Annotated in this window: 32 protein-coding genes and 1 riboswitch; of the genes, 12 read left to right on the top strand and 20 right to left on the bottom strand. The window is 71.8% G+C overall.

What is annotated here, in order from left to right; genetic code table 11:
* Positions 1-7: 7 nt before the first annotated feature.
* The 7 genes from AB0F70_RS16360 to AB0F70_RS16330 all read left to right on the top strand — a co-directional run bounded on the left by AB0F70_RS16360 (position 8) and on the right by AB0F70_RS16330 (position 6,192).
* Positions 8-886 (top strand): helix-turn-helix domain-containing GNAT family N-acetyltransferase, encoded by an 879-nt coding sequence (locus AB0F70_RS16360; RefSeq protein ID WP_357449999.1) that lies wholly within the window; start codon positions 8-10, stop codon positions 884-886.
* 77 nt (positions 887-963) lie between these two features.
* Positions 964-1,383 carry a CBS domain-containing protein gene (locus tag AB0F70_RS16355; protein ID WP_357449996.1) on the top strand — a complete coding sequence of 140 codons (420 nt, stop codon included), beginning with the start codon at positions 964-966 and terminating at the stop codon, positions 1,381-1,383.
* An 18-nt stretch (positions 1,384-1,401) separates the two neighbouring features.
* On the top strand, positions 1,402-2,529 hold the full coding sequence (locus tag AB0F70_RS16350) for an aromatic acid exporter family protein (protein ID WP_357449993.1): 1,128 nt from the start codon (positions 1,402-1,404) through the stop codon (positions 2,527-2,529).
* A 109-nt stretch (positions 2,530-2,638) separates the two neighbouring features.
* Positions 2,639-3,055: a CBS domain-containing protein gene (locus AB0F70_RS16345; RefSeq protein ID WP_357449989.1), complete on the top strand. Its 417-nt coding sequence runs from the start codon at positions 2,639-2,641 to the stop codon at positions 3,053-3,055.
* A 7-nt stretch (positions 3,056-3,062) separates the two neighbouring features.
* On the top strand, positions 3,063-4,439 hold the full coding sequence (locus tag AB0F70_RS16340) for a cytochrome P450 (RefSeq protein ID WP_357449986.1): 1,377 nt from the start codon (positions 3,063-3,065) through the stop codon (positions 4,437-4,439).
* Between the two features lie 28 nt (positions 4,440-4,467).
* Positions 4,468-4,899 carry a DUF6098 family protein gene (locus AB0F70_RS16335; RefSeq protein WP_357449983.1) on the top strand — a complete coding sequence of 144 codons (432 nt, stop codon included), beginning with the start codon at positions 4,468-4,470 and terminating at the stop codon, positions 4,897-4,899.
* Between the two features lie 135 nt (positions 4,900-5,034).
* Positions 5,035-6,192, top strand: a complete 1,158-nt coding sequence (locus AB0F70_RS16330) for an NAD(P)-binding domain-containing protein (protein ID WP_357449980.1) — start codon at positions 5,035-5,037, stop codon at positions 6,190-6,192.
* Here AB0F70_RS16330 and AB0F70_RS16325 read toward each other — a convergent pair.
* Positions 6,126-6,776 (bottom strand): DUF1345 domain-containing protein, encoded by a 651-nt coding sequence (locus AB0F70_RS16325; RefSeq protein WP_357449977.1) that lies wholly within the window; start codon positions 6,774-6,776, stop codon positions 6,126-6,128. The genes AB0F70_RS16330 and AB0F70_RS16325 overlap by 67 nt on opposite strands.
* 78 nt (positions 6,777-6,854) lie before the next feature.
* A riboswitch (guanidine-III (ykkC-III) riboswitch) is annotated at positions 6,855-6,917 on the top strand.
* Between the two features lie 11 nt (positions 6,918-6,928).
* Here AB0F70_RS16325 and AB0F70_RS16320 point away from each other — a divergent pair.
* From AB0F70_RS16320 to AB0F70_RS16305, 4 genes are read left to right on the top strand one after another with little or no spacing between them, the layout of a single operon-like run.
* Positions 6,929-7,243, top strand: coding sequence for a multidrug efflux SMR transporter (locus AB0F70_RS16320; RefSeq protein WP_357449974.1), 315 nt, complete (start codon positions 6,929-6,931; stop codon positions 7,241-7,243).
* Positions 7,244-7,289: 46 nt separating this feature from the next.
* Positions 7,290-8,231: an alpha/beta hydrolase gene (locus tag AB0F70_RS16315; protein WP_357449971.1), complete on the top strand. Its 942-nt coding sequence runs from the start codon at positions 7,290-7,292 to the stop codon at positions 8,229-8,231.
* Positions 8,200-8,829: a maleylpyruvate isomerase family mycothiol-dependent enzyme gene (locus AB0F70_RS16310; protein ID WP_357449968.1), complete on the top strand. Its 630-nt coding sequence runs from the start codon at positions 8,200-8,202 to the stop codon at positions 8,827-8,829. The genes AB0F70_RS16315 and AB0F70_RS16310 overlap by 32 nt, the downstream gene beginning before the upstream one ends.
* Entirely contained in the window at positions 8,826-9,929 is a 1,104-nt protein-coding gene (locus tag AB0F70_RS16305; RefSeq protein ID WP_357449965.1) for a hypothetical protein, read from the top strand. Before AB0F70_RS16310 ends, AB0F70_RS16305 begins: the two co-directional genes overlap by 4 nt.
* Here the strand turns inward: AB0F70_RS16305 and AB0F70_RS16300 are convergent, their stop codons facing one another.
* From AB0F70_RS16300 to AB0F70_RS16245, 12 genes are all read right to left on the bottom strand, one after another.
* Positions 9,930-11,282 (bottom strand): TIGR01777 family oxidoreductase, encoded by a 1,353-nt coding sequence (locus AB0F70_RS16300; protein WP_357449962.1) that lies wholly within the window; start codon positions 11,280-11,282, stop codon positions 9,930-9,932.
* Positions 11,279-12,148, bottom strand: coding sequence for a prenyltransferase (locus AB0F70_RS16295; protein ID WP_357449959.1), 870 nt, complete (start codon positions 12,146-12,148; stop codon positions 11,279-11,281). Before AB0F70_RS16295 ends, AB0F70_RS16300 begins: the two co-directional genes overlap by 4 nt.
* A complete protein-coding gene (locus tag AB0F70_RS16290; protein WP_357449956.1) occupies positions 12,138-12,467 on the bottom strand; it encodes a lycopene cyclase domain-containing protein in 330 nt (109 codons plus the stop codon). The genes AB0F70_RS16295 and AB0F70_RS16290 overlap by 11 nt, the downstream gene beginning before the upstream one ends.
* The gene (locus AB0F70_RS16285) at positions 12,464-12,790 is read right to left on the bottom strand and encodes a lycopene cyclase domain-containing protein (RefSeq protein WP_357449953.1); all 327 of its coding nucleotides are present in this window, start codon (positions 12,788-12,790) and stop codon (positions 12,464-12,466) included. Before AB0F70_RS16285 ends, AB0F70_RS16290 begins: the two co-directional genes overlap by 4 nt.
* Positions 12,790-14,343, bottom strand: coding sequence for a phytoene desaturase family protein (gene crtI, locus AB0F70_RS16280; RefSeq protein ID WP_357449950.1), 1,554 nt, complete (start codon positions 14,341-14,343; stop codon positions 12,790-12,792). Before crtI ends, AB0F70_RS16285 begins: the two co-directional genes overlap by 1 nt.
* Positions 14,340-15,224: a squalene/phytoene synthase family protein gene (locus AB0F70_RS16275; protein WP_357449947.1), complete on the bottom strand. Its 885-nt coding sequence runs from the start codon at positions 15,222-15,224 to the stop codon at positions 14,340-14,342. The genes crtI and AB0F70_RS16275 overlap by 4 nt, the downstream gene beginning before the upstream one ends.
* Positions 15,221-16,264: a polyprenyl synthetase family protein gene (locus tag AB0F70_RS16270; RefSeq protein ID WP_357449944.1), complete on the bottom strand. Its 1,044-nt coding sequence runs from the start codon at positions 16,262-16,264 to the stop codon at positions 15,221-15,223. Before AB0F70_RS16270 ends, AB0F70_RS16275 begins: the two co-directional genes overlap by 4 nt.
* Positions 16,261-16,824, bottom strand: coding sequence for an isopentenyl-diphosphate Delta-isomerase (idi, locus tag AB0F70_RS16265; RefSeq protein ID WP_357449941.1), 564 nt, complete (start codon positions 16,822-16,824; stop codon positions 16,261-16,263). The genes AB0F70_RS16270 and idi overlap by 4 nt, the downstream gene beginning before the upstream one ends.
* A 69-nt stretch (positions 16,825-16,893) precedes the next feature.
* On the bottom strand, positions 16,894-17,784 hold the full coding sequence (locus AB0F70_RS16260; RefSeq protein ID WP_357449938.1) for a VOC family protein: 891 nt from the start codon (positions 17,782-17,784) through the stop codon (positions 16,894-16,896).
* Between the two features lie 69 nt (positions 17,785-17,853).
* Positions 17,854-18,348, bottom strand: coding sequence for an NUDIX domain-containing protein (locus AB0F70_RS16255; protein ID WP_357449936.1), 495 nt, complete (start codon positions 18,346-18,348; stop codon positions 17,854-17,856).
* Between the two features lie 96 nt (positions 18,349-18,444).
* Positions 18,445-19,689, bottom strand: a complete 1,245-nt coding sequence (locus AB0F70_RS16250; RefSeq protein ID WP_357449933.1) for an RICIN domain-containing protein — start codon at positions 19,687-19,689, stop codon at positions 18,445-18,447.
* 72 nt (positions 19,690-19,761) lie between these two features.
* Positions 19,762-21,246, bottom strand: coding sequence for an RICIN domain-containing protein (locus AB0F70_RS16245; protein WP_357449930.1), 1,485 nt, complete (start codon positions 21,244-21,246; stop codon positions 19,762-19,764).
* 243 nt (positions 21,247-21,489) lie between these two features.
* Here AB0F70_RS16245 and AB0F70_RS16240 point away from each other — a divergent pair, with 243 nt between their 5' ends.
* The gene (locus AB0F70_RS16240) at positions 21,490-22,392 is read left to right on the top strand and encodes an ATP-grasp domain-containing protein (RefSeq protein WP_357449927.1); all 903 of its coding nucleotides are present in this window, start codon (positions 21,490-21,492) and stop codon (positions 22,390-22,392) included.
* Between the two features lie 49 nt (positions 22,393-22,441).
* Here AB0F70_RS16240 and AB0F70_RS16235 read toward each other — a convergent pair whose 3' ends face one another.
* From AB0F70_RS16235 to AB0F70_RS16205, 7 genes are all read right to left on the bottom strand, one after another.
* Complete coding sequence (locus tag AB0F70_RS16235) at positions 22,442-22,690, bottom strand: hypothetical protein (protein ID WP_357449925.1); 249 nt, start codon at positions 22,688-22,690, stop codon at positions 22,442-22,444.
* A gap of 100 nt (positions 22,691-22,790) precedes the next feature.
* Complete coding sequence (locus AB0F70_RS16230; protein WP_357449922.1) at positions 22,791-23,477, bottom strand: hypothetical protein; 687 nt, start codon at positions 23,475-23,477, stop codon at positions 22,791-22,793.
* A gap of 67 nt (positions 23,478-23,544) precedes the next feature.
* Positions 23,545-23,799 (bottom strand): hypothetical protein, encoded by a 255-nt coding sequence (locus AB0F70_RS16225; RefSeq protein WP_357449919.1) that lies wholly within the window; start codon positions 23,797-23,799, stop codon positions 23,545-23,547.
* 117 nt (positions 23,800-23,916) lie between these two features.
* The gene (locus tag AB0F70_RS16220) at positions 23,917-24,357 is read right to left on the bottom strand and encodes an HIT family protein (RefSeq protein WP_357449916.1); all 441 of its coding nucleotides are present in this window, start codon (positions 24,355-24,357) and stop codon (positions 23,917-23,919) included.
* A 7-nt stretch (positions 24,358-24,364) separates the two neighbouring features.
* On the bottom strand, positions 24,365-24,787 hold the full coding sequence (locus AB0F70_RS16215) for a hypothetical protein (protein ID WP_357449913.1): 423 nt from the start codon (positions 24,785-24,787) through the stop codon (positions 24,365-24,367).
* Positions 24,788-24,967: 180 nt separating this feature from the next.
* Positions 24,968-25,123: a hypothetical protein gene (locus AB0F70_RS16210; RefSeq protein WP_357449910.1), complete on the bottom strand. Its 156-nt coding sequence runs from the start codon at positions 25,121-25,123 to the stop codon at positions 24,968-24,970.
* Between the two features lie 60 nt (positions 25,124-25,183).
* Positions 25,184-26,002: an HAD family hydrolase gene (locus tag AB0F70_RS16205; protein ID WP_357449907.1), complete on the bottom strand. Its 819-nt coding sequence runs from the start codon at positions 26,000-26,002 to the stop codon at positions 25,184-25,186.
* Between the last annotated feature and the right edge of the window lie 37 nt (positions 26,003-26,039).

Raw genomic sequence — 26,039 nt, 5'->3', positions numbered from 1 at the left:
CAGAGATGTGACCCTCGTCGAAACCGTCCGCCGCTTCAACCGCAGCTACACCCAGCGCATCGGCGCCCTGGAGGAGTCGTTCCTCGGCACGGGCCGGCCGCTCGGCGCGTCGCGCCTCCTCTTCGAGGTGGGGCCCGACGGCGCCGCGGTGCGCGAGCTGCGCGAGCGGCTGGACCTGGACTCGGGCTACCTGACCCGGCTCCTGACCCGGCTGGCCGACGACGGGCTCGTCGAGGTGCGGCCCGACCCGGCCGACCGGCGTCGGCGGATCGTGCGGCTCACCGCCGTCGGGCAGACCGCGTACCGCGAGCTGGACGAGCGCTCCGAGCACAAGGCGCGCGCGCTGCTCGAACCGCTGACCGAGCGGCAGCGCGCCCGCCTGGACGAGGCGCTCGGCACCGCCGACCTGCTGATCCGCGCGGCGACCGTGCGCCTGCGCGTCGTGGACCCGCTGAGCGAAGCGGCCACCGCCGCGCTGGGGGAGTACTACGCCGAGCTCGACCGCCGCTTCTCGGGCGGGTTCGTGCCCGACCCGCCGCAGCACGGCGCCGACGCGCTGCGTGCGCCGGGCGGCGCCTTCGTGGTCGCGACCAGCGACGGCGTCCCCGTGGCCTGCGGCGGGGTGCGGCGGTTCGACGCGGCGACGGGCGAGATCAAGCGGATGTGGGTCGCGTCGAGCTGGCGCGGCGCAGGCCTGGGCACACGGCTGCTCCGGCGGCTGGAGAGCGAGGCGCTCGGCCTGGGCTGCTCCCGCATCGTGCTGGACACCAACGGGGCGCTGACCGAGGCGATCACGATGTACGGCCGGGCCGGCTACCGCGAGATCGCGCCGTACAGCCAGGACAACCCCTATGCGGAGATGTTCTTCGAGAAGCCGCTGGGCTGACCGCCCCGGGATGCGAGCTGGGCACCGGCGCGACACGGTGAACGTTCGGGAAGCAGAACCGAGGGAAGGAGCGAGACATGGCCCAGCAGACAGTTGCGGACGTCATGACCCCGGCACCGACCACCATCGGCATGTCCGAGACGCTGGAGACCGCCGCCCGCACGATGGCCGCGCAGGACGTGGGAGCGCTGATCGTGCGGGCAGGGGCCACCACCGTCGGCATAGTCACGGACCGGGACCTCGTGGTCCGCGGCCTTGCCGAGGGGCTCGGCCTCGAGACGATGGTCGGTGAGGTGGCGACCGAGGAGCTGCTCTCCGTAGGTCCCACCGTTCCGGTGGAGACGGCGATCGAGCTGATGCGGGTCGCCGCCGTCCGGCGGATGCCCGTGATGGACGGCGACACGGCCGTCGGGATCGTCTCGATCGGCGACTTCGCCATCGAACGGGACCCGACGTCGGCGTTGGCCGAGATCTCCGAGGCCGCTCCGAACGGCTGAGCGCCGCAGGGCCGAGACATGATCGACGCACGACACCCCTTGACGGTGGGACGGCCGCCGGGCGCGCTCTCGGCCCTCCACCGCGCCTGGCTGAGCCACCCGCGCTGGTCGCTCGCCGTCAAGGGGGCGCTCGCGGCCGGCCTTGCCTGGTTCGTGGGGCTCCTGGCCCCGGAACCGTTCTCGGAGTACCCGTACTACGCGCCCCTTGGCGCGGTGCTCGCCACCACCAGCACCGTGGTGCGGTCGGTCCGCGACTCCCTCCAGTCCGTCGCCGCGGTGCTGGTCGGCGCGGCGATCGCCCGGACCGTGCACCTGCTGCCGTTGCCCGGGCCCCTTGAGGTCGCGCTGGTGGTGGGCCTGGCGATCCTGTGCGTGAGCTGGCGGATCTTCGGCGACATGGGCGACTGGACGGTCACCTCGGCGATCTTCGTGCTCATCATCGGAAACGGCGGTGAGGGCGACGGCTTCGGCTACGTGGGCTCGTACGCGGGGCTGATCCTCGTGGGTGCGTCGATAGGCATCGGCATCAACCTGCTGCTCCCGCCGCTGCCGCTCACGCCGTCGGAGCTGGCGCTCGGCAGGCTGCGGGACGGACTGGCCGACCAGGTCGAAGCGCTGGCGAACTGGCTGGCGGACAAGGGGGCCCTCGCGCCCGACGAGTGGGAGGACCGCCGCCACCGGCTCTTCCCCACCGTCGAGAGCGCACGCGCGGCGGTGGCGCAGACCCGCGAGGCAGCACGCGCCAACGTCCGCGTGCGGTACAAGGGCAACAACTACTGGATGGCCTCCCAGACGCGGCGCGCCGACGCCCTGGGCACCGCTGCCGAGGCGGTCGACGAGATAGTGCGCCTGCTCGTCGTGTGGGAACGGGACGGGCTCGACGAGGTGGCGCTCGGGCAGCACCTGAGACCCGAGTTCGCCGCAGCCCTGCGAGCGTTCGCCTCCGCCCTGCGCGCCGCGGCGACCAGAGACGCCGACGGCACGGCGAACAAGGACGCCGTAGCTGCCGTCGACCGGCTCGACCGTGCCGTCCACGACCTCCGCGGCGTGGTCCGCACCGCCCAGCGCACCACAGAGCACGACTACTTCGTCGCCGGCGCGCTCATCGTCAACCTCGCACGCGCCGCCGACGCCCTACGCGTCTGACCAGCCCCTGCACCCGTCGCAGCCGGCATGCGAGCGGCAGGCCACCGGGGCATGGTGGATATGTCGGTGAAGCAGCCCGCCGTCGGCCCTACCGAGGGAGGAGTGCGACATGGTCCAGACCGTCGCAGATGTCATGACCCCAGCGCCGACCAACGTCGACGCGACAGACACGATCGAGGCAGCCGCCCGCGCGATGGCCTCTGAGGGCGTCGGCGCACTGATCGTCGAGTCCGAGTCCAGGATCGTCGGCATCATCACCGACCGGGACATCGTGGTCCGCGGCCTCGCCGAAGGACGCGGCCTCGACGCGAAGGTCGGCGAGGTCGCGAGCGACCAGCTCGTGACCGTCGGCCCCGGCGACCCCGTCGCCACCGCCGTCGAGGTGATGCGCGAGGCCGCGGTGCGGCGGGTACCGGTGATGGACGGCGACACGGCGGTCGGCATCGTCTCGATCGGCGACCTCGCCGTCGAGCGCGACCCGTCGTCGGCGCTCGCGGACATCTCCGAGGAACCGCCGAATCGCTGAGCCGGCCATGAGCCCGACAACCGCGGCCCGTATGTCCGCCAACAGCACGCGCATCCCCACGCCCGCCAACCGCACGCCCGTCGACCTGAGTCCCGGAGAGGCAGCACGCGTCGTCGGCCAGGTGCTCGCGCCGCTGGTCGCCCAGGGCGCGATCATCCGTCGGCCGCGCGCGACCGCGTGGGCGGAACGGCACCAGGCGGACCGCACGGCCCGTGCCGTCCTGGCCGGGCTGCGGGAACGGCACGACCGCGCCCCGCTCGCTGTCGGCGTCGGGCCGCGGCGGTTCGTCGTGGTCACGGAGCGGGAGGACGTGCGCCGCCTGCTCGAGGACTCGCCGGAGCCCTTCTCGCCCGCCACGACGGAGAAGCGCGGCGCGCTCGCGCACTTCCAGCCCGAGGGCGTGCTCATCTCGTCCACGACCGAGCGGTGGCACCGGCGGCCGTTCAACGAGCATGCCCTGCAGATGGACCAGCCGGTGCACGACGACGGTGCCGCCTTCGTCGACGCCGTCCGCCGAGGCGTGGCGGACCTGACCCGGCAGCTCGACACTACCGGGCGGTTCGACGCCTACGCCTTCCACGAGGCGTGGTGGGGCATCGTGCTGGAGGTGGTGCTCGGCACGAAGGCCCGCGGGGACCGTGAGCTCGTGGCGATCCTCAACACCCTGCGGCGGGACGCGAACTGGTCGTGGCTGCACCCGAGACGGACCCGGCTCCGCGAGGAGCTGGAGCGCCGGATCGGGTCCTACCTCCGCGCGCCCGAGCCCGGCTCGCTCGCCGAAGCGGCCCACCGCAGCGGCCCCGCGACGGCGGTGGGGCAGGTGCCGCACTGGCTCTTCGCGTTCGATGCTGCCGGGGCGGCCACCTTGCGGGCGCTGGCCGTGGTCGCCGCCCGGCCGGAGGTCCGCGAGCGCGTGCTCGCGGAGGCGGGGCCGCCACTGGCCGGGCAGGGTCCGGCGCTCCTGCCCTACACGCGGGCCTGCGTGCTGGAGTCGGTGCGCCTGTGGCCGACGACGTTCGTGGTGCTGCGCGAGTCCACCGGCCCGACGACCTGGGGGCGACGGATCCTGCCCGCCCACACGGGCTTCGTCGTCGTCAGCTCGTTCTTCCACCGCGACCCGGCCGAGCGGCCGCACGCCGACGACTTCCTCCCGGAGGCGTGGCTGGACGGCCGCAACGACGGCGACTGGGGGCTCGTCCCGTTCAGCGGAGGGCCTGCCGCGTGCCCCGGCCGGAACGTGGTGCTCCTGGTCGCGAGCCACCTGCTGGCCCAGCTGGCGGCGCGGGACCTGCGCGTGGCCCGCGGGCGCTACCTGGCCCGGGACCCGCTGCCCGCCACCGTGGACCACCTGGGCCTGCGCTTCCGGATCGCGGGGAGCGCCTGACCCGAGCCCCGGAGAGGAGGCAACAGCCATGGAGGAGACCGGGATGTTGCCCGGTGCGCCGCACCTGCGCTCGCTCGCCGACGTCAAGGAGCTCGCCGAGGCGATCACGCCGCTCTACGTGCGCTTCAGCGCGGGCCCCGTGGCCGACGCCGCCACCGTGAGCCGGGACCACGAGAGCGGGTGCCTCCTGCCCGGTCTCAGCGTCAACCCGCTGACCCCTGAGCCGTGGTGGGACCGGTTGATCGAGCACTGGCTCGCGCGGCAGCTGTGCCAGTACGCGCACCTGCTGGCCCCCGACCGCTACCCGTGGGCACTGACCGGCGAGATCGCCGGCCGCGGGCCGGACTGCGAGCCGCTGCTGGTCAGGACCACCACCGTCGCCACCATCGACCGGTCGGTGGTGGACGAGGCGGCCCGGTTGTACGGGGCGGTGTTCAGCCCGGGCGATGACGGGCGCTGACGGTACCCCGCAGCGCGCGGAGGCGTTCCGGTCCTGCGGGACCACCGGCTGAGCCCGCCGCACCCGTGGGCTCGCTGTGGGCATCGCCTCAGGCCGGTGCGGGAACATCCCCGCACCAGGGATGTTGTCCTCGGTGTGAGCGAGGAACTGCACCGGGCGACCGCGGTCGTGATCGGCGGCGGGCAGGCCGGTCTCTCGGCGGCGTACCACCTGCGGCACCGGGGTTTCGTGAGCGCCGTCGAGCAGCCGGACGCCGAACGCACCTTCGTGGTGCTGGACGCCAACCCCGCGCCCGGCGGCGCCTGGCAGCACCGCTGGGAGTCGCTGCGGATGGCCACGGTCAACGGCATCTTCGACCTGCCCGGCCTGGCCCAGCCCGCCGTCGACACGACCGAGGCGAGCCGCGCTGCCGTCCCGCGGTACTTCGCCGGGTACGAGCAGGCGTTCGCGCTCCCCATCTTGCGCCCGGTCCACGTGGTGGCGGTGCACCGCGCCGACGACGACCCGGACGGCGACCTCGTCGTGACGAGCGACAGGGGCTCCTGGACCACGAGGGCCGTCATCAACGCGACAGGGACCTGGACCAACCCCGTGCTGCCGCGCTACCCGGGGCAGGACACGTTCGTGGGCCGCCAGCTCCACACCCGCGACTACGTCCGGGCCGAGGACTTCGCCGGGCAGCGCGTGGCGGTGGTCGGCGGCGGCATCTCCGCGCTCCAGCTCCTGGAGGAGATCTCCCGCGTCGCGACCACCCGCTGGTACACCCGCCGGGAGCCCGTCTTCCTCGAGCGCGAGTTCCAGCCCGAGACGGTGGGCCGCGAGACCATCGCCAAGGTCATGGCCGACGTCGCAGCGGGCCGGCCCACGGGGAGCGTCGTCTCGTACACGGGGCTGGGCTGGACGTCGTACGCGCTCGCGGCGAAGGCCCGCGGCGTCCTGGAGCGCCGGCCGATGTTCAAGGCGATAGAGCCCATGGGCGTGCGCGAGGCGGACAACACCTTCACCCCGGTGGACACCATCCTGTGGGCCACCGGGTTCAAGGCCGACCTGACGCACCTCGACCCGCTGCGCCTGCGGAACGAGCTGGGCGGTATCGCGCTCACCGGCACCCAGGCGGCGACCGAGCCGCGGCTGCACCTCATCGGCTTCGGACCGTCGCAGTCGACGGTCGGTGCCAACCGCGCGGGCCGCGAGGCGGCGGCGGCGGTGGTGCGGCTGCTCAGGGCTCAGGTGCCGGCCAGACCCGCGACCAGGTTGATGAGCAGGGCGACGACCACCGTGCCGAACAGGTAGGCCAGGAGGGCGTGGACCTGGGCTACCCGGCGCATGGCCGAGGAGGCGAGGTCGGTGTCCGAGACGGCGAAGCTCATGCCCACGGTGATCGCCAGGTACGTGAAGTCGGTGTACCGGGGCGGCTCCGTCTGGTGGAAGTCGATTCCCCCGACCGGCGCGGTGTAGTAGGCACGGGCGTAGCGGAGCGCGAACACCGTGTGCACGCAGGCCCAGGAGACCACCACCGAGGCGAGCACCGTGGCCATCGTGATGTCACCGCTGCCCAGCACGCCACCCACGAGCGTCACCGCGACGCCGGCCAGGCTGGCCACCGCCGCGAGCAGCACTATCAGGTGCGCGACGCTGCGCGCGGGCTCCTCGCGCACCGCATGCTCGCTGGTCGCCTCCGGGTCCATCGGGACGATCACCAGCGCGGTCCAGGTCACGAACACCAGCCCGGCCCCGGCCCACCCGCCCAGCACCGCTGCCGCCACGGAGTCCGGGGAGAGCAGCCAGCCCACCAGTGCGGCGACCAGCAGGGCCGTGCCGAACCGTACCCAGTTCGGGCCGTCCAGCGCCCGGCTCACCCACCGCATCCGCGTCATGCGCCCAGTCAACCAGCGGGTGGCCCACGCCACCGTGCGACGACCTGCCGCGGCGATCGGGCATGTGCGAAGATCGGAGCAGGACCCGGAGGGTCCCCGGACGAGGGTTGCCGTACCCGGTGTGCGAAAAGACGGCAACTGAGGAGCACACCATGTCGTGGATCGTCCTTGTCGTCTCCGGCCTTCTCGAGGCCGTCTGGGCCACCGCCCTCAGCCGTTCCGACGGGTTCCACAACGTCGGGCCGAGCATCGTCTTCGGGTTCGCCCTCGTCGCCAGCATGGGCGGCCTCGCGTTCGCCCTGCGCGACCTGCCCGTCGGGACCGCCTACGCCGTCTGGGTGGGCATCGGGGCCGCGACCACCGTCGTCTGGGCGATGGCCACCGGCGCCGAACCCGTCTCCGTCGTCCGTGTCCTGCTGATCCTCGGCCTGATCGGCTGCGTCATCGGGCTCAAGCTGACGCACTGACCAGGATCCCGGGCGAGTGGTTCGATCGCGGACGACAATGTTTCGGGTGACCGATACAGACACCTGGTCGCCGGCCACGTACGTGCGCAGCGGCGACGTCGAGCTCGCCTACGACCGCTTCGGGGAGCGCGGAGGCGTCCCGCTCCTGCTCATGATGGGCCTCGCGATCTCCCGGTTCTGGTGGCCGGACGGCTTCTGCCGGGCCCTCGCGGACGAGGGGTTCGACGTCGTCCGCTACGACCAGCGCGACACCGGCGCGTCCACCCGGTTCAGCGAGACCGTGCGGCGCGGGCACTGGCGCATGCTGCGCGACCCCCGAGCGGGCGCCTACACGGCAGAGGACCTGGCGGACGACGCCGTGGCGGTGCTCGACGCCGTCGGCTGGGACCGTGCGGTGGTGTTCGGGCACTCGCTGGGCGGCGTCGTCGCACAACGGGTGGCGCTGCGTCATCCGGACCGGGTGCTCGCCCTGGTCTCGTGCGACGCACCGCCGAGCGACGCCGTCGGGTACCGCGCGCTGCGCTACCTGCGGTTCGGGCTGGTCGCACGCAACGTGACGAAGCGCCATCCGGCGGGTCACGAGGGCGACGTCGCCGCATCCCTGGCCATCGCCAAGGGGATGGCATCCCCGGCCAACCCGTGCGACGAGGCCGCGGCCCTCGAACGGATCGAGCGCGGGCTGGAGGCCGGACCGAGGGACATGGCCGGGATCAGCCGCCAGCTGCACGCGAGATGGCAGGGCGCGCGACTGCGCGAGATCCAGGCGCCCACCCTCGTGCTACAGGGCGAGGACGACCCGCTCATCCGCATGTCCGCGGCCCGCACCGTGGCGCGCGAGATCCGCGGCGCGAAGCTGGTGGTCCTCGACGGCATCGGCCACGACCTGCCGCCGGTGGCCTGGCCGACGATCGCGGCGCAGACCCGGCATCTGGTCGACACGTCGGTAAGGTCACACCGTGACCAGCCTGTCAGAGATCCAGGACCGTGAGCGTTCGGCACTCGTCGACGACCTGCGCACGTTGACGTCCGCGCAGTGGCGCTCGCCGACCCTGTGCGACGCGTGGGACGTGGAGGACGTCGTCGCGCACCTCGGAGCCGCGTCGATGCTCTCGACGTGGGGATGGATCCGCAGCATCGTCGGCGCTCGGTTCGACGCCGACGTGCACAACCGGCGGCGCCTCGAGGAGTTCCGCGGCGCGACGCCCGTGGCGACGCTCGAACGCTTCGCGGAGACCGGGCCGATCGGCCTGCCCAGCAGGGAGAGCCCGGCGGGTCTGGGCGAGCTGGTCGTCCACGCCGAGGACATCCGCCGGCCGCTGGGCCTCCGGCACGCCCCGGACGCCGAAGGGCTCCTCGCGGTCGCCCGGTTCTTCGCCACCAAGGACTTCGCCGTCAACAGCCGGTCGCTGGTCAAGGGCCTGCGCCTCATCGCGACCGACGCCGACTTCCGGTCCGGTTCCGGTCCCGAGGTCGGCGGGCCGCTGCTCTCGCTCGTCCTGGCGATGGCCGGCCGCCCCGCGGTGCTCGACGACCTGAGCGGCGACGGCGTGCCGGAGCTGTCCCGGAGAACGGCTGGTGTCCCGTGATCACGCCGGAGGCGCTGCTGAACGGATGGCGCGGGCGCCGGTTCCTCCTGCAGCTCGTGCTGGGCGCCGAGGCGCTCCACGCGGACCGCGACGGGACGGAGACCCCGCTCGCACTGACGGTGATGTCGGCGGCCTACGACCTCGACCCCGGCCAGGGTCAGATGCTCGTGTCGTTCTCCGGCTCCGGCGCGCACGAGACGCCGCCGGCCGCGACCGCCGAATCCGTGGCGTCCCTGCTGGAGACGGCAAGCCTCGCCGACGTCGACCAGGGCGCCGCACTGCGTGCCCTCGCCGACGCGGTGGCCAACGCCCGCTACTGGCAGGAGCCCGACGGCAGCGACCTCCTCGCCGCCACGCCCGTGGTGCGTGCTGCCCTGGACCGCGTCGCCCGGCACGTCGCCGGTTCGGCGACCGGTATCGACTGGTGGAGCGCGCCCCTCGATCTCGCCGACCAGCACGCTGTCACCTGGGACGACGGCCAGGGGGGCCAGGGGGAGCGGGCGCCGCGCGCGGCGGATCGCCTGGCCCGGTGGCGCGCCGACATCGCGGCCCAGGAGACGCGCGCACGGGCGGAGAGGCCCGCCGACCCGGAGGCGCCCAGGAGCGGCGAGTGGTGGTCGACCCCGCCGTCCGACCTCGTCCACACCACCAGGAGCCTCGGCAGGTTCGGACCCGTCGGCGTCTGGCTGGTCGAGGACGACATGGGCTGGGAGCGCGCGGTCACGCACCGGGTAGCGGCACCGGCCGGCGCTCGCGTCTACGAGATCGACGGCCCCGACGCGTGGGCCGCGCTGTGCCGCAGGTACCCGCTGGAGGTGACCGAGCAGAAGCGGCACGACTGGTACCGCACCACCGGCCGCGACGGACGCTGGCTGATGCCCGACTGGGCCGCGGTCGCCGTCGACCACGACGCCGTCCACCTCACCGCCGCCGCGTACCTCACCGCGGCCGGGACCGCAGTCCCCGTCGACGACGGCGTCGCGAGCGTCATCGCCGGATGGAACCCCGACGAGACCTACTGGCTCTCCGACGACGCCCGACCGGAGGCGGATGGTGCGGTGTGGGTGCTCGGCGACGAGGACTGGGTGCCCGGCTCCTGATCAGCCCGAGCGGCCGTCCCGGCCGAGGAGATGGCGCAGCGCCGGTTCGAGGGTCGGATGCCGGAACCTGTGGCCCCGCCCCAGCAGGGCCGCCGGGTACAGCCGCTGACTGGCCTCGGCGAGCTCGGTCGCGCCCTCCGCACCGAGCAGCAGCCGCGGACCGAAGCCGGGCACGGGCAGGAGCGCGGGCCGGTGCAGCACCCTGGCCAGGGTCTTCGCGTAGGCGGCGTTCCGCACCGGTTCGGGTGCGACGGCGTTGACCGGACCCGACAGCCCGGCGTCGTAGAGCGCGCGGTGGTAGACGTCCACCAGGTCGTCGATACCTATCCAGGACTGCCACATCTGGCCGTCGCCGAGCCTGCCGCCCAGCCCCGCCGCGAACAGCGGGTAGAACAGGCGCAGCGTCCCGCCGCGTGGAGACTGCACGAGGCCGGTGCGGACGTTGACCACCCGCAGCCCGGCCTCGGCGGCACCGGCGGTCGCCTGCTCCCAGTCGGCGACGAGGTCGGCGAGAAAGCCGTCGCCTCGCGGGGCGGACTCGTCGAGCATCTCGTCCCCGCTGTCCGGGCCGTAGTACCCGATCGCTGACGCGGAGACGAACACTGTGGGTCCGTGCGCGGTGCGTAGGGCGAGCTCGGCGAGCGCCCTGGTGGGCTCGATCCGGGAGTCGCGGACGGCGGCGCGGTGCGCGGGCGTGAACCGGCCGGCGATCGAGGCGCCCGCGAGGTGGATCACCGCGTCCACGCCGTCGAGCAGGTCGTCGGCCGGGGCGGCGGGGTCCCAGTGGCGTTCGTCGGGTCCGTGCGGCCGGCCGCGGACCAGCCGGATCACGCGGTGGCCGGCGGTGGTCAGGAACGGCACCAGGGCGCTGCCGACGAACCCGCTGCTGCCGGTCACCGCGACGACCATCGGCCGGTCGCCGCTGTTCCGTGCGGTGGCCTGCGCCGCCAGGTCCATGCGGAGCTGGCGGTGCCGGTAGGCGAACATGGCGTTCAGCAACCCGGGTGGCACGTTCGTGTGGAGCGTGTCGGTGATGCGGGTGCGCGTGCCCTCGTCGCGGAGCTCGTGCACGTGCCGCCACCGCACGCCCCAGCGCAGGGGCGCCGAGACCAGCTCGTCGACGAACCGTTCCGGTGGCTCGTAGTCCGAGTGCCGGGCCACCCAGCGCAGCCCGAGAGGGAGGCCCAGCACCGCTTCGCCGTCGGCCAGGGAGGTCGCCTCCCGGACCACCCGCATCGGTACCCACGGTGGCGTGAGCCGCGTGACCGCGCCGGGTCGTTCGTGCCAGGCGAAGACCTCGGAGCGCGGGTAGGCGACCACGCTCGACCAGGTCAGCGGCTTGACGAGTGTCATGGCAGCCCTCCGTTCCGTAGGACGTGCAGGATGAGGATCATGGTCACCGCTGTGCCCACGGCGTAGTTGACCCAGAGGAAGTGCCGCCATCCGCCGTTGGCCCGCGCGGAGTCCTCGTCGCGCAGCCGCGCGTAGGGCAGCGCGAGGGCGAGGTAGGGGAGCGCGAGGAGGCCGGCGAGCGCGCCGGGCCAGCCCGTGGTGGCCATGAGGAGGCCGGCGGCGGTCCAGGCGGCCAGGGCGAGGCGCACCGTGCGGGCCGCGCCGAGCGCGGTGGCGACCGAGGAGATACGCCCCTCGCGGTCGGGCACGATGTCCTGGACCGCGCCGAAGGCGTGGCTCGCCATGCCCCACAAGAGGAAGGCGCCGAGCACCGCGTACGTCCCGGGCGTCGGCGAGGCCTGGGCCAGCGTGAGCCCGTAGACCGCGGGGCTGACGAAGTGCACGCTGGAGGTCAGCGAGTCGAGTACCGGCACCTCCTTGAAGCGGAAGGGCGGCGCGGAGTAGGCGACGAGCGCGAACAGGCTGACCGCGAGCGCCACCCACGACAGCGGCGGGCCGAGCAGGACCAGGGCGACCACGAACGGGACGCAGCTCGCGACGGACGCGATCAGGATCGTCCGGTGCCGGGCGGGCGGCAGCAGGGCGCCCTCCACGCCGCCCTTGCGGGGGTTGGCCAGGTCGGACGCGTAGTCGAACACGTCGTTGATCCCGTAGAGCGCGAGGTTGTACGGCACGAGGAAGAACAGCGTCCCGATGACGAGCGAGGCGTCGACGTCTCCGGTGGTCAGCAGGTAGGCGGCCGCGAACGGGTAGGCGGTGTTGATCCAGCTCAGCGGCCGCGAGGCGCGCGCGAGGTCAGCGATCATCGCTGCCTCCGAACCTGTCCCCGAACAGGGACCACAGCGCAGGCAGCAGGATGACGGCGGCCAGGGGGTAGGAGAAGTCCTCGACGGGCGCCAGGCCGATCCGGGCCCCGGAGATCTGCGCGTCGGCGTAGGTGAACAGCCCGCTAGCGATCATGACGTTGTCGAACACGGCGGTCAGGAGCAGCAGCGCGCCGGCGGCGAGTGCGAGGGCCCGCCATCCGGCGACGGGCTTGCCGGCCCGTCGCGCAGTCCGCCGTGCGACGAGGGCGACGACCGTGGCGAGCGCGAGGAAGCCGAGCGCGAGCAGGAGGTAGGTCATCGCCGGGCCTCCACGCGGTCCAGGACGCGCTGCGCGCCCAGGACGAGCACCATCGTGAGCTCGCACAGGAACAGCAGGAACACCAGCTCCTCCAGCGGCAGCTCGGGCGCGAGCATGAGCCCCGTCATGTACTGGCCGGTGCCGTGGAAGAACACGCCGAGCCCGATGCCCGCCACGTCCCATGCGAGGAAGAACGCGGTGCCGACCACGAGGACGGCGGCCGCGCGCCTTGGCGACCGCCAGCAGAAGAGCCGGTAGCGGGCGTCGAGGAGCAGCACCCCGGCTGCCGAGAACAGCAGCACGGCGAGGTAGGCGAAGCTCATCAGTCCTCCCGCAGGGGGCCGGCGCTGGTGTCGCCCCGGAGCCGTTTGAGCACCAGCTCCGCGCTGATGAGGCACATGGGCAGGCCGATCCCTGGGATGGTCGTCGCACCGGCATACAGGAGCCCGTCGACGCGGGAGGACACGTTCTTGCCGCGGAGCATCGCGCTCTGCCGCAGCGTGTGGCCGGGGCCGAGGGCGCCGCCGCGCCAGGCGCCGAAGTCGCGTTCGAAGTCGGCAGGCCCGATGGTGCGCCGCACCACCACACGTTCGGCGAGGTCGGGCGTGCCGGTCCACTGCGCGATCTGGGCGATGGCCTGGTCGGCCACGCGTTCCACGCCCGGATCCCCGGCACCGTCGACGCCGCCCGCGCCCATAGTGGTGTCGGCGGGCACCGGGATCAGGACGAACAGGTTCTCGTGCCCGGGCGGGGCGACGTCGTCGGTGGCGCTCGGGCGGCAGACGTAGAGCGACGCCGGCGACGGGACGGACCGGTGGTCGCCGAAGATCGCGTCGAACCCCTGCTGCCAGTCCTGCGCGAACAGCAGCGAGTGGTGGGCGAGCGCCGGGAGCTCGCCGCGTACCCCGAGCAGCGCCAGCACGGCGCCCGGGCCTGGGTCGCGCCGCTGCCACCAGCGGTCGCTGTGGCTGCGGTGCGCTGGGCCGAGCAGCTCGTGCTCCGTCACGCGCAGGTCGGCGGTCGACACCACGACGTCGGCCTCCAGGTGGTGGGTGCGGCCGGTGCCGTCGTCGACCTCGACGCCGCTGACGGCGCCGTCCGCCACCGTGATCCGCTGCACGCGCTGCCCGGTGAGCAGCTTGGCGCCCGCGCGCTGGGCGACGCGGGCGACGGCGTCGATCACCGCGCCGAAGCCGCCGCGCGGGTACAGCACACCCTGGGTCACGTCGAGGTGGCTCATGAGGTGGTACATGCTGGGCGCGGCGCTCGGCGACGTGCCGAGGAACACCGCCGGATAGCCGAGGATGCGGCGTACCCGGTCGTCCGTCGTGTGGCGCGCGATGAAGTGGTCCAGCGGTTCACCGAGCAGGCGCGCCAGGCGGGGCGCCTGGCGCACGACGTCCCGGTCGAGCAGCGGTCCGAGCGAGGCGAACGTCGCGTACAGGAACCGTTCGGTGGCGATCCGGTAGGTCTCGCCCGCGGAGTCCAGGTAGGCGTCCAGCTTCCGGGCGGACGGCGGGTCGAGCGCGAGCAGCGCCTCGCGGGCGCCGTCGGCGGGCAGGTCGAACGGCTCAGGGTCGCCCTCGAAGAAGACCCGGTAGGACGGGTCGAGCCGGATCAGGTCCAGCTCGTCGCGGGCGCTGGTGCCGAGCAGCCGGAAGAAGTGGTCGAAGACCTCCGGCATCAGGTACCAGGAGGGGCCGGTGTCGAACCGGAACCCGTCGCGCTGCCACCGTCCGGCCCGGCCGCCGAGCTCCGGCCGCGCCTCCAGGAGCGTGACCTCCGCCCCGTCCCGTGCGAGCAGGGCCGCGGTCGCCAGGCCCGAGATACCGCCGCCGACCACGACGGCCCGCCGGTCCCGGAGGTCGCCCCTCATGCCCGCCCTCCCGCATGCGAGGTGGCGAGGACGGTCGCGGCGATGCGCAGCTTGACGGCCTTCGGCACGGACACCCGCTGCCCGCGCAGCTTGGCGGCGGGGATGTGCCGCAGCCGGTCGTTGAGCTCGGCGAAGAGGCCGGCGGCGAGCGCCGTCGCCCGGCGCGGGCCCGCGGGCAGCAGCGGGATGACGGCGCGTGCGGCGGCCAGGTCGGCGTCGATGTCCTTGATGATCACTGCCTTGTGCTCGTCGTCCAGGTGGTCCGGGCCGGTGCCCGGAAAGTAGGACCGGCCCAGGCGGTCCTCGTCGTCGCCGAGGTCGCGCAGGAAGTTGATCTTCTGGAACGCCGCGCCGAGCCTGCGGGCGCCCTCCTCGAGCTTGCCGCGCGTCGCGGGCAGGACGGGGTAGCCGTGCAGGAAGGCGCACAGGCACATGAGTCCGACCACCTCGGCGGAGCCGTGCACGTAGGCGCGGAACTCGCCGACGCTGAGCGCGGCCATCGGGTCCAGGTCGCGGCGCATGGAGGCGAAGAAGGGACGCACTAGCGAGTCGTCGATACCGACGGTCCGTGCGGTGTTGGCGAAGGCGTGGACCACTATGTTCGCGCTGAACCCGCTCCGCAGTGCCGCGTACGTCTCGGTCTCCAGCCCGTCGAGGGTGCTGCGGCACTCGGCGGGCGCGAGACCCGCCTCGTGCGCCGGGCCGTCCACTATCTCGTCGGCGACCCGCACCAGCGCGTAGATGTCCTCGATCATCGCGCGGGTTGCGGGCGGCAGCAGCCGGGTGGCCAGGCTGAACGACGTCGAGTAGGCGCCGAGCACGCGGGCCGCCGCGGTGTGGGCGGTGTCGGAGTAGAGCGCGAGGGAGGACGACGGGTTCATGCCGCACGCCCCGCGAGCTGGTCGGCGAGGCCGGTGAGGTCGTGCTGCAGGCCGGCGGGCAGCGCCGTCCGGCCGATGGCGGCGACGACCTCTCGTCGCCTGGCCTCGATGAGGTCCGACATCCCCGTGCGGGCGCCGCTGGTGATCAGCGCGTCCCGGAGCAGGTCCGCGCCGGGCTCGTCCAGGTTCGGGTCGCCCCACAGATACCGCACCGCGTTCCAGGCGGGGTGCCCCTCGGCGAACGCGACGAGGAGGGTTCGCTTGCGTTCGCGCAGGTCGCCGGTGGTGCTCTTGCCCGTGCGGCGGGTGTCCCCGAAGACGCCGAGCATGTCGTCCCTCAGCTGGTAGAGCACGCCGAGCGCCGTCCCGACCTGTTCGAGCTCGGCCTTGGTGCCTTCGTCCGCCCCGGCCAGCGCGGCACCCGCGCGCAGCGGCGCGGCGAACGAGTAGCCGCCGGTCTTGTTCTCCATCATCCGCAGCAGCTGCTCGGGGGAGCCGGGGGCCGTGCCCAGACCGAACGCGACGTCGTCGTGCTCGCCCGCCGCGGCGCGGAACAGGCAGTCCTCGACGATGTCGGTCAGCTCCTCGCGTGCGGTCCCGCGGACCCGTGCGACGAGGGCGTACGTGGCGCTGAGCAGCAGGTCGCCGCCGAGGATCCCCGACGCCTGTCCCCAGGCCGCCGCGGATCGTTCGGGCAGTCCGCTGGTCAGCGCGTCGTCGGCGAACTCGGCGGTGACGGTGGGGCGGCCGCGCCGCCTGAGGTCGCCGTCGATGACGTCGTCGTGCAGCAGCAGGGCGGTGTGGAGCAGCTCGAACGCGGCGGCGGCGACCGTCGCGTCCTCCGGATCCGTGCCGCCGAGCGCCCGGTGCGTGTCGAGCAGCAGCCGGGGCCGCAGACGCTTGCCGCCCTCGCTGGAGCGCGCCAGCCGCCGCCACAGAAGCGCGTAGTGCTCCGCGAGCGGGGTGGCGCGTCGTATCCGGTCCTCGAAGAACTCGGCCAGGACGGTGTCGACCGCCTCACGGGGGAGGGTCTCGGTCATCGCGGCGCTCCTTCGGTCAGGGCCGTCCCGGTGTCCGACGGCGCGTAGAGCTCCATGTCCCGTGCCTGGCCCACGAACCACGGGGAGAACGCCCAGGGCGTCGCCCGGAGTGCGCTGCCCAGCCGGCCGGGGTCCACCCAGCGCAGGTCCATCACCTCGTCCGGGTTCGGCTCCGGTTCCTCGTCGGCGAATGCGACGTAGACGGGGCACACCTCGTTCTCCACGACTCCCGAGGCATCGGTGGCCCGGTAGCGGAAGTCGGGCAGCACGGGCCGGAGCTCGCGCACGGCCAGCCCGAGCTCGTCCCGGGCGCGGCGGACGACGGCGTCCTCCATCGGCTCGTCCGGCTGCGGATGCCCGCAGACGGAGTTGGTCCACACCCCCGGCCAGGCGCGCTTGCCGAGGGACCGCCGGGTGACCAGCACCTGACCCTCGGAGTTCAGCACGTGGCACGAGAACGCCAGGTGCAGCGGGGTGTCCGCTGTATGCACGAGGTGTTTGAGCTGGGTCCCGACCGGCACGCGGTCCTCGTCCAGCAGGACGACTCTCTCAGGCGGCACATGCCCTCCTCGATGATTTAACTAGCCAGGCTACATTCAAGCACAGGAAGCAATAATGCAGGGACGGTGTCAGTCCTTCCCGGCCTGCGCCTCCGCCACGAGGAACTCCTCCGGCGGGTCGAACTGGGCGAGGACGAGTTCGGAGCCGAACGGGTCTCGGATGGTCGCCGACTTCGACCACTCGGTCTCCTCCGTCTCCAGCACCTTCGCGCCCGACCGTTCCGCTTGTGCCGTGGACGCGTCCCGGTCGGCGACGGCAAATGCCACGGACCACCGTGCGGGCCCGTCGGCAGGCACCACCCCTGCGACGACGTCAGCGAAGCCGGGCGGCACGTGCTCCTGGCGCTCGTGGATGCCAGGGTCGATCGTGCGGGCCAGGTGGTCGCCGTACCCGGGGACACGCGCCATACCGACGGCGAGATCGTCGCTCCGTACCCACCCGAGCAGCGGGCCGTAGAACTGGAGCGCGCGGTCGACGTCCGGGGTGAGCAGGTTGCTGAAGTTCCACGTGCCCGGCGCGTTGACCACCTGGGCACCGAGCCTGGTACCCGCCTGCCACAGGCGGCTGGGCGCGCCCTGCGCGTCGACGATCCGCGCCATCCGGCCGGCCGGCTGCCCCGGGGGCCCCACGTTCTCCGGCGGAGAGCTCAGGATGCCGCCCAGCTCGAGGACCCGGACCGCGGCCGTCGACAGGTCGTCGACGGCGAGATAGGTGTGCCACGCCACCTCGCCGACGAAGCCCGCGTCCGGTGTGGCGATCGCGGCGATGGCCGTCGCATCGGTGCCGTCCCTGGACGCGATGACGTAGCGCCCCGGCGCCCCGGGTGGAAGCTTCTCCTCGAACCGCCAGCCGAACAGGTGACCGTAGAAGGCGAGCGCCGCGTCGACGTCCTGCACCTCCAGGTCGATCCAGCTGGGCACCCCGTGCGGATAGGTGTGGGCGGTGTGCTCGTCGGCCATGACGTCCTCCGGATCGGTTGCGTATACCGATGCTGCCTCGGACCACCGACACTCGCCCTGGGGGAACCGTCAGATATCCCCAGGAGACGCGAGTGCCTCCTCCAGCCGGTCGACGAACGTGGCCTGCGCGCTGACCGCAAGACGTCGTGCGTCGTCGGGCGCGAGCCAGGCGACGCGGTCGATCTCGGGGACCTCGATGCACCGCCCCGACCGCGGAGGCCACTCGATCTCCACGGTGTTGCTCGCGATCTGCCCGAGGTCCGGTCCGTCCGCCGGCCATTCGCGCGCCCAGGCGAGGACCTTCTTGCCCGAGCGCTGCCGGACCTCGCCGAGCTCGATGTCGGGGACCGACGGCGGCGGCAGGGCCATCCCCAGCTCCTCGCTCGCCTCGCGCAGCGCCGCCGCGTGGGGCTCCTCGTCGGGTTCGAGCTCGCCCTTGAGCAGGGTCCACGCGCCCGCGTCCTTGCGTGCCCAGAACGGCCCGCCCATATGGCCGAGCAGGACCTCGAGCCCGCCGCCGGGCAGTCGTCGGTAGGGCAGGAGACCCGCGCTCGTCGTCGGCATGGGTCCAGTCTTGCCGACGCGGGACGACAAGGCCCTGGGTCCCCGGTACGGAAGGGGACCCAGGGCCGCTCTCTGCCCTACCGCTATGCCGGACCGCTATCGCACGTGGCCCGCGATGGGCAGGGAGAGTGCTGCCGCACCTTCGGAGACGATGCGCGCCATCTGGTTGGCACCGTTCTCCTGGAAGTGCGTGTTGTCGGCGACCCCGTCAGGGAAGGCCGGGTACTGGCCCGGGTTCGTGTGAAGGAACACGCCCTTGGCGGCCTCGGGACCGATCGAGTTGAGGTACGCCCGCGAGCGCGCCGACAGGTCGATCATCGCGACGCCGGTCTCGCTGACCAGCTCGTGCACCCTGTTGACGTAGTCGGGGAACGAGACCCGGAACTGGCCGTTCGCGTCGTAGTCGCGCCGTGAGACCGGGGTGAGCAGGACCGGTGTGGCACCGCGTGCGGTCGCTCCGGCCATGTAGTTGTCGCGCAGGTACCGCTTGTAGTCGGTGGGCGACGTGTACCGCTCGGGGTTGCCGGAGCTGGCGTCGTTGTGCCCGAACTGGACGAACAGGTAGTCGCCCGGCTGGATGGCGGCCAGGATCGTGTCCAGCCGCCCCTGCTCGATGAACGAGCGCGACGAGCGCCCGCCGATGGCGTGGTTGGCCACCGTCGTGTTCGTGTCGAAGTAGTTCGCGAGCTTCTGGCCCCAGCCCATCTGCGGCCGGAGCGAGGTGTTGTAGGTCTGGGCCGTCGAGTCCGAGGCGATGTAGATCGTCGGCGTCCCGTCCCCGGTCGCGGTCACCGGGAGGGGCCGCCACTGCTGGTTGGTGCCGCCGTTGTTGTCGTACTGCGAGATGCGGGTCCCAGGGGTGGTGGACCGTTCCCACAGATCGAGGGCCTTGCCGGAGTTGCGGTTGACGAAGCGCAGGTAGGTGCCGTCGTCGAGGATCTGCCAGTGCTGGTTCGTGGTGCCGCTGTCGCTCCACTGGACGATGTCGGCGCCGTTCGCGGTGCTCTTGGCGTAGACGTCGAGCAGCAGGTTCGAGTGGCGGGCCTGGATCTTGTAGTAGCCGCCACCGGCGTCGACGAAGCGGAACTGCTGGTTGGTCGCGTTGGTGCGGGTGCCCTGCACGAGCTTCGCGCCGTTCGCCGTCGACCCGCCTTCGATCTGGAAGACCAGGCCGGAGAGGCGGGACTGCAGGACGTACCAGGCGCCGGGGGTGAACGCGGCATACGCCGGGGCAGCGGTGAGGAGGCCGCCGGCGGCCGCCGCGGCTCCGGCCGCGAGACCGAACAGCGACCGACGGGTGAGTCCGGCCCCGAGCAGGCCGGAGGATTCGGAATTGTGCATCTGTGCTCCAGGTGGGTGGGTGGTGGGCCCCGGCGTCGTCGCAGAGGCCCACCAGGAGGAGTCGCGCTTGGGCTAGATGTACTGGTCGATGATCGGGATCAGCCGGTTGGCGATCTTCCGGTGCCCGGCATCGGTCGGGTGGACGTTGTCGCTGGTGTCGGTCGCCGGGTCGACCCAACCGGTCGTGTCGACGAAGTGGACCCGGGTGTCCCCGGCGTTGACGCGCGTCTGGACGGCGTTCCGCGTCTCGGTCACGTACCGGCCCCTGAAGACTCCCATCGCGAAGATGTGGGCGTTCGGGTAGGCCTGACGGACGCGCTCCAGCAGCACCACGTAGTTCTGGTTGAACTCGACGGTGGAGACGCTGTGCCCGCCGTCGTTGGTGCCCAGGTTGATGACGACGGCTGTGGCCCGGTACGTCGAGAAGTTCCAGTCGTCGCTGGTCGCCCCGATGTGTGAGCGGCGGAACCCGTTCACCATCCCGTAGCAGCCGTCCGCGGCGGCGACCAGGCAGACGCCGCCGTTGGCGACCTGGCTGTGACCGGCGTTGAGGTCCTCGCCGACCAGATAGGGATAGGCGGTGAAGGGTCGGTTGCCGTTGGGCTGGCCGACGGTGATCGAGTCGCCGACGAACTCGATGAAGTTCGCCGGGCGGGCGATCGACGTCGTCCCGCCGCCCGAGGCGAGGATGAAGCCGCCGAACGTCGGGTCACCGGTGTACGACCCGGCCCGTTCGCGGAATCCGATGCGGACGGTGTGTGTGCCACCGCTGAGACCCGATGCGATGGTCAGGTTGCCCGTCACGTTGCGGTGCCACTGCTCGGGTGCGCCGTCGACCGAGTAGTACACGTCGATGGTGTTGCGCAGCCGGACGCCGATCGAGGAGCCGGTGAAGGCCGCCTCGACGTAGCCGCCGGCCCAGCCCATGGTGCGCCAGGCGCCGTCGGTCCTCCAGCGGCCGTAGTACTGGAGGTTCGAGTCGGTGACCGAGCCGTTGCCGGCCTGAGCGGCACCGATCGGGTTCAGCCGCCAGCGCTGCACGGCCGCGCCGCTCCGGGTGTACTGCGAGACGCGGCTGCCGGAAGCGGTCGCACCCTCCCAGTTGTCGAGGGCCTTGCCGGAGTTGCGGTTGACGATCTCGTAGGAGCCGTCGGACTGCTCGAGGACCTGCCACTGCTGGTTGGTGCCGCCGGTGTTCGGCCACTGGACGATGTCGGCGCCGTTAGCGGTGCTCCTCGCGCTGACGTCGAGCACCTGGCCGCTGTGCCGGGCCTCGATGCGGTAGTACCCGCTCCCGGCGTCGACGAACCGGAACTGCTGGTTGGTCGCGTCGGTGCGGGTCAACAGCTGTGCCTGGGCACCGTTCGTCGTCGAGCTGCCCGCGATGCCGACCGCGAGCCCGGAGTGCTGGCTGGAGATCGTGTACCAGTTGCCTGGGATGACGGCCGCGGCGGCCGTGGGCGCTAGTCCGGGCAGGACCGTCACGACGAGGGCCGCGCCGAGAGCGGCAGCGATCCATCGCAGAGGGTTCCTGCGCCGATAGGAAGAAGAGGGCAAGGCGTGCTCCTTCGGTTGGGATGGCTCGCCGGATCGGAGCGGCGTCGCCCCCCGGCCTTGAGCCCTGCAGAAAAGTGGTCGCCTCGTTGCTGACCATTGGAGACTGGATCAACCTGAATCGATACAATGTCCGGATCAAGATAGCGCGCGCACCGTGCAGGTCAAGACCTCAGGTGAATCTAATCGATTTGCATGCGGATATTGGTGCGGTGCGGGGGCTGCGGAGGCGGGTACCGTCCCCGCATGGCCTCGCCTCTGCTCCTGGTCCCGTCCGATCCCCTCGCGCCGCGGGTGCCCGATGAGCACTTCATGCGCGAGGCAGAAGCCGCACGGCAGGCAGGCATGGAAGTCGCGGTGGTGGATCATGACGCGCTCCTCGCCGGTGACCTCCGGGCGGCAGTGCGTCGGATTCCGGCGTCCGGCGGCGAACAGGTCGCCTGGTACCGCGGCTGGATGATGCCCATCGCCGCGTACTCACGGCTCGACACCGAGCTGGGTACCCGCGGAGTCCGGATGGTCACCGACTCCACCGCGTACCGGGCCGCGCACGAGCTGCCCGGCTGGTACGGCACATTCGCGGACCTGACTCCCGCGAGCGCCTGGTCGCCGTGGGAGGCGGGCCGCATGCCGACGAGCGCGGACGTCGGAGCGCTGACCGAGGCACTGGGCGGCGGCCCGGGCGTCGTGAAGGACTACGTGAAGTCCCGCAAGCACGAATGGCAGGAGGCTTGCTTCGTGCCTGACCTTGCCGACGTCACGGCCGCCACCCGCGTGATCCGGAGGATGGTCGAGCTGCAGGGGGACGACCTGGCCGGCGGAATCGTCGCCCGTGCCTTCGAGCAGTTCATGCAGGACGTCGACGGGCGCACCTTGGAAGCGCGGATCTGGTGGGTTAGGGGATCGGCGGTGCTGATCGCTCCGCACCCTGACGCGCCCGCCGGTACCACTGTGGACGTTCCGCCTGCAGTGCGCGACGCCGTCGGCGCGAGCGTACGTGCGCTGGGCGCCCCGTTCGTCACCACGGACCTCGCGCTGCGGTCCGACGGGGTGTGGCGCGTGATCGAGGTTGGTGACGGACAGGTGAGCGACCTCCCCGCCGCCGAGGACCCGGGCCGGCTCATGCAGGCGCTCGCCGTGGGCTACTGACGGCGCGCGGCTCTCCGAAGCCTGTCAGGCGTCACGGGCGTCACGGGCGTCACGGGCGTCGTTCCAGGAGGGCCTGGGTTGCGCTGTCGATGTTCCCGACAAGCTTGTACACGCCATCCAGCAGAAGGACGAGGCCGACCAGGAAAGCGATGATCCCGATGATGGCGGCCGCAGCGTTCGCGGTGCCGATCGAGAAGAGCCCGGTCCCCAGGATCAGTCCTCCCAGGCCTGCGGTTATCGGGCCGGCGGACTTGTTGGCCGTCGTCCGCTTCTGCACGCTCTCCGTCGCTTCAGTCATGCCTGACATCGTCGTGGCCTTCGTTTGCCCTGACCAGGAGTCATGGGGGTGAAACGTGGGTTCCCGCTCCGGTAGGACGAGGTGCGTCGCGACGCGTGCGTCACGTCTCTTCGTGCCAGGGGAAGCCATCCGGGTCCGCGGCGGCACGGGCCCAGATCTGCTCGTCGTCATGGCCGCGGATCTCGTTCAGGAACGGGAAGTCCTCCGGCCGCACGGTCAGCTTGGCGACGGGGGTCACCGGTGCGGGGCTTGCCCACTGAGCCAGCTGCACCGAGACGTCGCCGAGCTGCAGTGGCGGCTGCAGCTCGAAGGTGCGGTCTGGCAGCAGGTAGACCGTGCCGGGGCGCCAGGGCCGCTGCTCCCGCGCCTGCGCGCTGATGGAGAAGTAGTAGTGCGGCTCGCTGAGCTCTTCGCCGCCGTCGGCGAAGCGGGCGCAGCCGTTGAGCAACGACATCGGGTAGCGGTCCCGGTCCAGGATCGCGTAGTACATCGGCCAGAGCCCGTCACCGGCGGCGAAGACCGCGCGCCGGTTGCCGAACTCGGTGTTGTCGTCCGGCTGCCGAGGTTCGAAGCGACTGATCGTCGGGTTGCCAGAGCCATGCAGCACGAGTCCGCCGTGGTCTGCGACATGGCAGAGGAACTGCCATCTTGGCGCCTCGAGCTGGTAGTCGATGGGCTCGTCGGGGCCCTTCGCGAGGGCCTGCTCCAGCAGCCGGTCGAAGGACGCCAGCGTGCTGCGGTCCGGGACTTGAGCGGGACGCGTCGTCCAGTACGCAGGCGGCCTCATCGGAGCAACCTATCCAGCGTGCAGCGCGGGATGCCACGAAATCCGGCTGGCTGTGCTCCGAAGCCCGTCAGGGACGCCGTTCCAGGAGTGCCTGGGTTGCGCTGTCGATGTTCCCGACAAGCTTGTACACGCCATCCAGCAGAGCGACGAGGCCGATCAGGAAAGCGGTGATCCCGATGATGGCGGCCACTGGCGCGCCATTCGCGGTGCCGATCGAGAAGAGCCCGGCTCCCAGGATCAGTCCTCCCAGACCTGCGGTGATCGGACCGGCGGACTTTTTGGCCGTCGTCCGCTTCTGCACGCTCTCCGTCGTTTCAGTCATGCCTGACATCGTCGTGGCCTTCGTATGCCGTGACCAGGAGTCTTGTGGGTGAAACGCGGGCGCTGGTGCTTCTGTATCCGGTGCTGCGCGGGCCGGTCCACCCCAGCGATACCTCGCTCAGTCGAGCGCGGCGCGCAGCCGTTCCGCATAGGCGCGGCGGTGGTCGACAGAAAGCCAGTCAGGCTGCGGGAGCGTGCCGTAGAGGTCGTCGCCGGGATAACGGGGAAAGAGATGCTGGTGAAAGTGCCAGACATCCTGGTTGCCGTCCGGCTCGTTGTGCTGGCGGGTGGAGACACCTTCGCAGTCGTAGACGCGGCGCATCACCCGGGCGAGCATCTGGGTGGCGTCAAAGATCGCGTGACCGTCGGCAGCCGGGAGGTCGTACAGGTTCTCGTGATGGGCGACGGGGATGATCAGCAGGTGGCCCGCGTTCCGCGGCCACCAGCGAGGGGCGATGATCGCGAAGACCCGCTCGTCTCGGTAGACCACCTCGGCCTCCCGCTCGGCCGGGAAGTCGCAGAACGGGCAGTGGTAGTCGACAGGTTCGTGGTTGTGCACGAGGTGCCTACGATCCGACGGTCGACGGCCGTTCGACGAGGCCGTCCAGGACCGGCGGCCGGTAGTCGGGGCCCTTGAGCACCTTGCCGTCGGCCCGGCGCAGGACCTGGCCGTCGGCGTCGACCTTGCTCATGTTGGACCGGTGGACCTCGGCGAAGACGGCCGGCAGGTCGATCCCCAGTGCGTCCGCGGCGCCGTAGGTGACGTAGAGGACATCGGCCAGCTCCTTGGCTACTGCCCAGTACGCGGCGACCGGGTCATCTCCGTCTTGCAGCGCCTTCGCGAGGTCGGTGAGTGCCTCGGCAGCCTCACTCGCTTCTTCGGCCAGCAACGTCCGTCGGTGCTCCGCCACCTCGGGGCGTTCGGCGCTGGTCTCACCGTCGAATGCCTCGCGGAACTCGGCGACACGCCGCATCGGCTCATGGTCCATGCTCTGAGCCTAAGTGCGGGGGAGTGCTGGCTGCGGCTCTTGGGCGGCGGAAACGGCGAGGCCCGAATCCCCACGTCAGAGTGGGATTGAGGGCCTCGTTCTAGCTCTCGCGGTTCGACTTGAACCAACGACCGTCCGATTAACAGTCGGATGCCCTGAGTGGTTGCGAGCCGTCCGGGGTCAGTTCAGGCTGCCGGTGTTTCGTGCTCCGCGGCGCGGGTCTGCGTCGTTCATCTCGGCACGGATCTCGGCGACCGCAGCAGCACGCTGGGGTGTGGCGTTGATGATCTCGTCGAGCTCGTCGTTGAACGGGGTGTAGGCATCTGCGGTGCTCATCGGCTGTCTTCGTCGACCCGCATGTTGAGACCATCGGCACATCGGATCGCGTCTACGGTGTCAGGCGAGCAATGAGCGGAGCGCGGTGGCGGCCCCGTCGTCGTCGATGGTGCCGGTGATGTGGTCGGCGGCGGCCAGCACGGGCACTAGTGCGTGGGCCATGGCGAACCCCGCTGTTGCCCAGTCCAGCATCTCGATGTCGTTCTCGCCGTCGCCGATCGCGACGGTGGCGTGGGCTTCGATCCCCAGCTCGGTACGCACCTTCTCCAGCGCGGTGGCCTTGGAGATACCTCGGGCGGTCACATCGATCCAGTCGGATCGGGTCGACATCGCGGTGAAGCCGAGCGCGCGCAGCGCGGGCGCGATGCGGTAGATCTCCGGTTGGTGGAGAGCCAGGCGGGGTGTCGGGGTGGCCCAGAGTCCTTCGAGGTCCAGCACGTCGTACTGGGTGCCGTTCAGCTCTCCGTCGGGGAACGGGATGTTGATGCGGTACCCGACGCCGACGATCTCGGCGGAGATCCGGACGCCGGGTGCTGCTGCGACGGCGAGGCGGACGGCGGACTCGGCGTCGATGTCGTGCCGTTCGACGATCTCGACGGTGCCGTTCGTGACACGTGCGGTCACGGCTCCGTTGGAGCTCACGATCCAGGTGTCCTCCAGGCCGAGCTGTTCGGCCACGGGTAGGGCTCCGGTGAGGGATCGGCCGGTCGCCAGGACGAGGTGGTGCCCTGCGGCGGTGACTGCCGCGGCGGCGTCCTGCACCTCGGCGCTGACCGGACGTCCCGTGCGAAGCAAGGTCCCATCGATGTCGCACGCGATGAGGAGGGGGCTGAAGCCGTCCATCGGCCGGGCGATCCGCTGGGGCGCTGTCGAGGTCATGCGTTGGAGATTATGGACAACAGCTGATTCGCGCGAC

The organism is Promicromonospora sp. NPDC023805, assembly GCF_040639635.1.
In the GTDB taxonomy this organism is placed as follows: domain Bacteria; phylum Actinomycetota; class Actinomycetes; order Actinomycetales; family Cellulomonadaceae; genus Promicromonospora.
Note: the sequence above shows the minus strand (reverse complement) of the source record. Positions and strands in the feature narration are given on the sequence as shown.

Bases quoted from the DNA above. Each gene is read 5' to 3' on its own strand.
- AB0F70_RS16345 (WP_357449989.1), top strand. From the start codon at position 2,639: ATGGTCCAGACCGTCGCAGATGTCATGACCCCAGCGCCGACCAACGTC.
- AB0F70_RS16335 (WP_357449983.1), top strand. From the start codon at position 4,468: ATGGAGGAGACCGGGATGTTGCCCGGTGCGCCGCACCTGCGCTCGCTC.
- AB0F70_RS16260 (WP_357449938.1), bottom strand. From the start codon at position 17,784: ATGGCCGACGAGCACACCGCCCACACCTATCCGCACGGGGTGCCCAGC.
- AB0F70_RS16205 (WP_357449907.1), bottom strand. From the start codon at position 26,002: ATGACCTCGACAGCGCCCCAGCGGATCGCCCGGCCGATGGACGGCTTC.
- AB0F70_RS16300 (WP_357449962.1), bottom strand. From the start codon at position 11,282: ATGACACTCGTCAAGCCGCTGACCTGGTCGAGCGTGGTCGCCTACCCG.
- crtI (WP_357449950.1), bottom strand. From the start codon at position 14,343: ATGAGGGGCGACCTCCGGGACCGGCGGGCCGTCGTGGTCGGCGGCGGT.
- AB0F70_RS16275 (WP_357449947.1), bottom strand. From the start codon at position 15,224: ATGAACCCGTCGTCCTCCCTCGCGCTCTACTCCGACACCGCCCACACC.
- AB0F70_RS16225 (WP_357449919.1), bottom strand. From the start codon at position 23,799: ATGACTGAAACGACGGAGAGCGTGCAGAAGCGGACGACGGCCAAAAAG.
- AB0F70_RS16340 (WP_357449986.1), top strand. From the start codon at position 3,063: ATGAGCCCGACAACCGCGGCCCGTATGTCCGCCAACAGCACGCGCATC.
- AB0F70_RS16240 (WP_357449927.1), top strand. From the start codon at position 21,490: ATGGCCTCGCCTCTGCTCCTGGTCCCGTCCGATCCCCTCGCGCCGCGG.
- AB0F70_RS16350 (WP_357449993.1), top strand. From the start codon at position 1,402: ATGATCGACGCACGACACCCCTTGACGGTGGGACGGCCGCCGGGCGCG.
- AB0F70_RS16320 (WP_357449974.1), top strand. From the start codon at position 6,929: ATGTCGTGGATCGTCCTTGTCGTCTCCGGCCTTCTCGAGGCCGTCTGG.
- AB0F70_RS16250 (WP_357449933.1), bottom strand. From the start codon at position 19,689: ATGCACAATTCCGAATCCTCCGGCCTGCTCGGGGCCGGACTCACCCGT.
- AB0F70_RS16285 (WP_357449953.1), bottom strand. From the start codon at position 12,790: ATGAGCTTCGCCTACCTCGCCGTGCTGCTGTTCTCGGCAGCCGGGGTG.
- AB0F70_RS16325 (WP_357449977.1), bottom strand. From the start codon at position 6,776: ATGACGCGGATGCGGTGGGTGAGCCGGGCGCTGGACGGCCCGAACTGG.
- AB0F70_RS16290 (WP_357449956.1), bottom strand. From the start codon at position 12,467: ATGACCTACCTCCTGCTCGCGCTCGGCTTCCTCGCGCTCGCCACGGTC.
- AB0F70_RS16230 (WP_357449922.1), bottom strand. From the start codon at position 23,477: ATGAGGCCGCCTGCGTACTGGACGACGCGTCCCGCTCAAGTCCCGGAC.
- AB0F70_RS16210 (WP_357449910.1), bottom strand. From the start codon at position 25,123: ATGAGCACCGCAGATGCCTACACCCCGTTCAACGACGAGCTCGACGAG.
- AB0F70_RS16355 (WP_357449996.1), top strand. From the start codon at position 964: ATGGCCCAGCAGACAGTTGCGGACGTCATGACCCCGGCACCGACCACC.
- AB0F70_RS16295 (WP_357449959.1), bottom strand. From the start codon at position 12,148: ATGATCGCTGACCTCGCGCGCGCCTCGCGGCCGCTGAGCTGGATCAAC.
- AB0F70_RS16255 (WP_357449936.1), bottom strand. From the start codon at position 18,348: ATGCCGACGACGAGCGCGGGTCTCCTGCCCTACCGACGACTGCCCGGC.
- AB0F70_RS16270 (WP_357449944.1), bottom strand. From the start codon at position 16,264: ATGACCGAGACCCTCCCCCGTGAGGCGGTCGACACCGTCCTGGCCGAG.
- AB0F70_RS16235 (WP_357449925.1), bottom strand. From the start codon at position 22,690: ATGACTGAAGCGACGGAGAGCGTGCAGAAGCGGACGACGGCCAACAAG.
- AB0F70_RS16215 (WP_357449913.1), bottom strand. From the start codon at position 24,787: ATGGACCATGAGCCGATGCGGCGTGTCGCCGAGTTCCGCGAGGCATTC.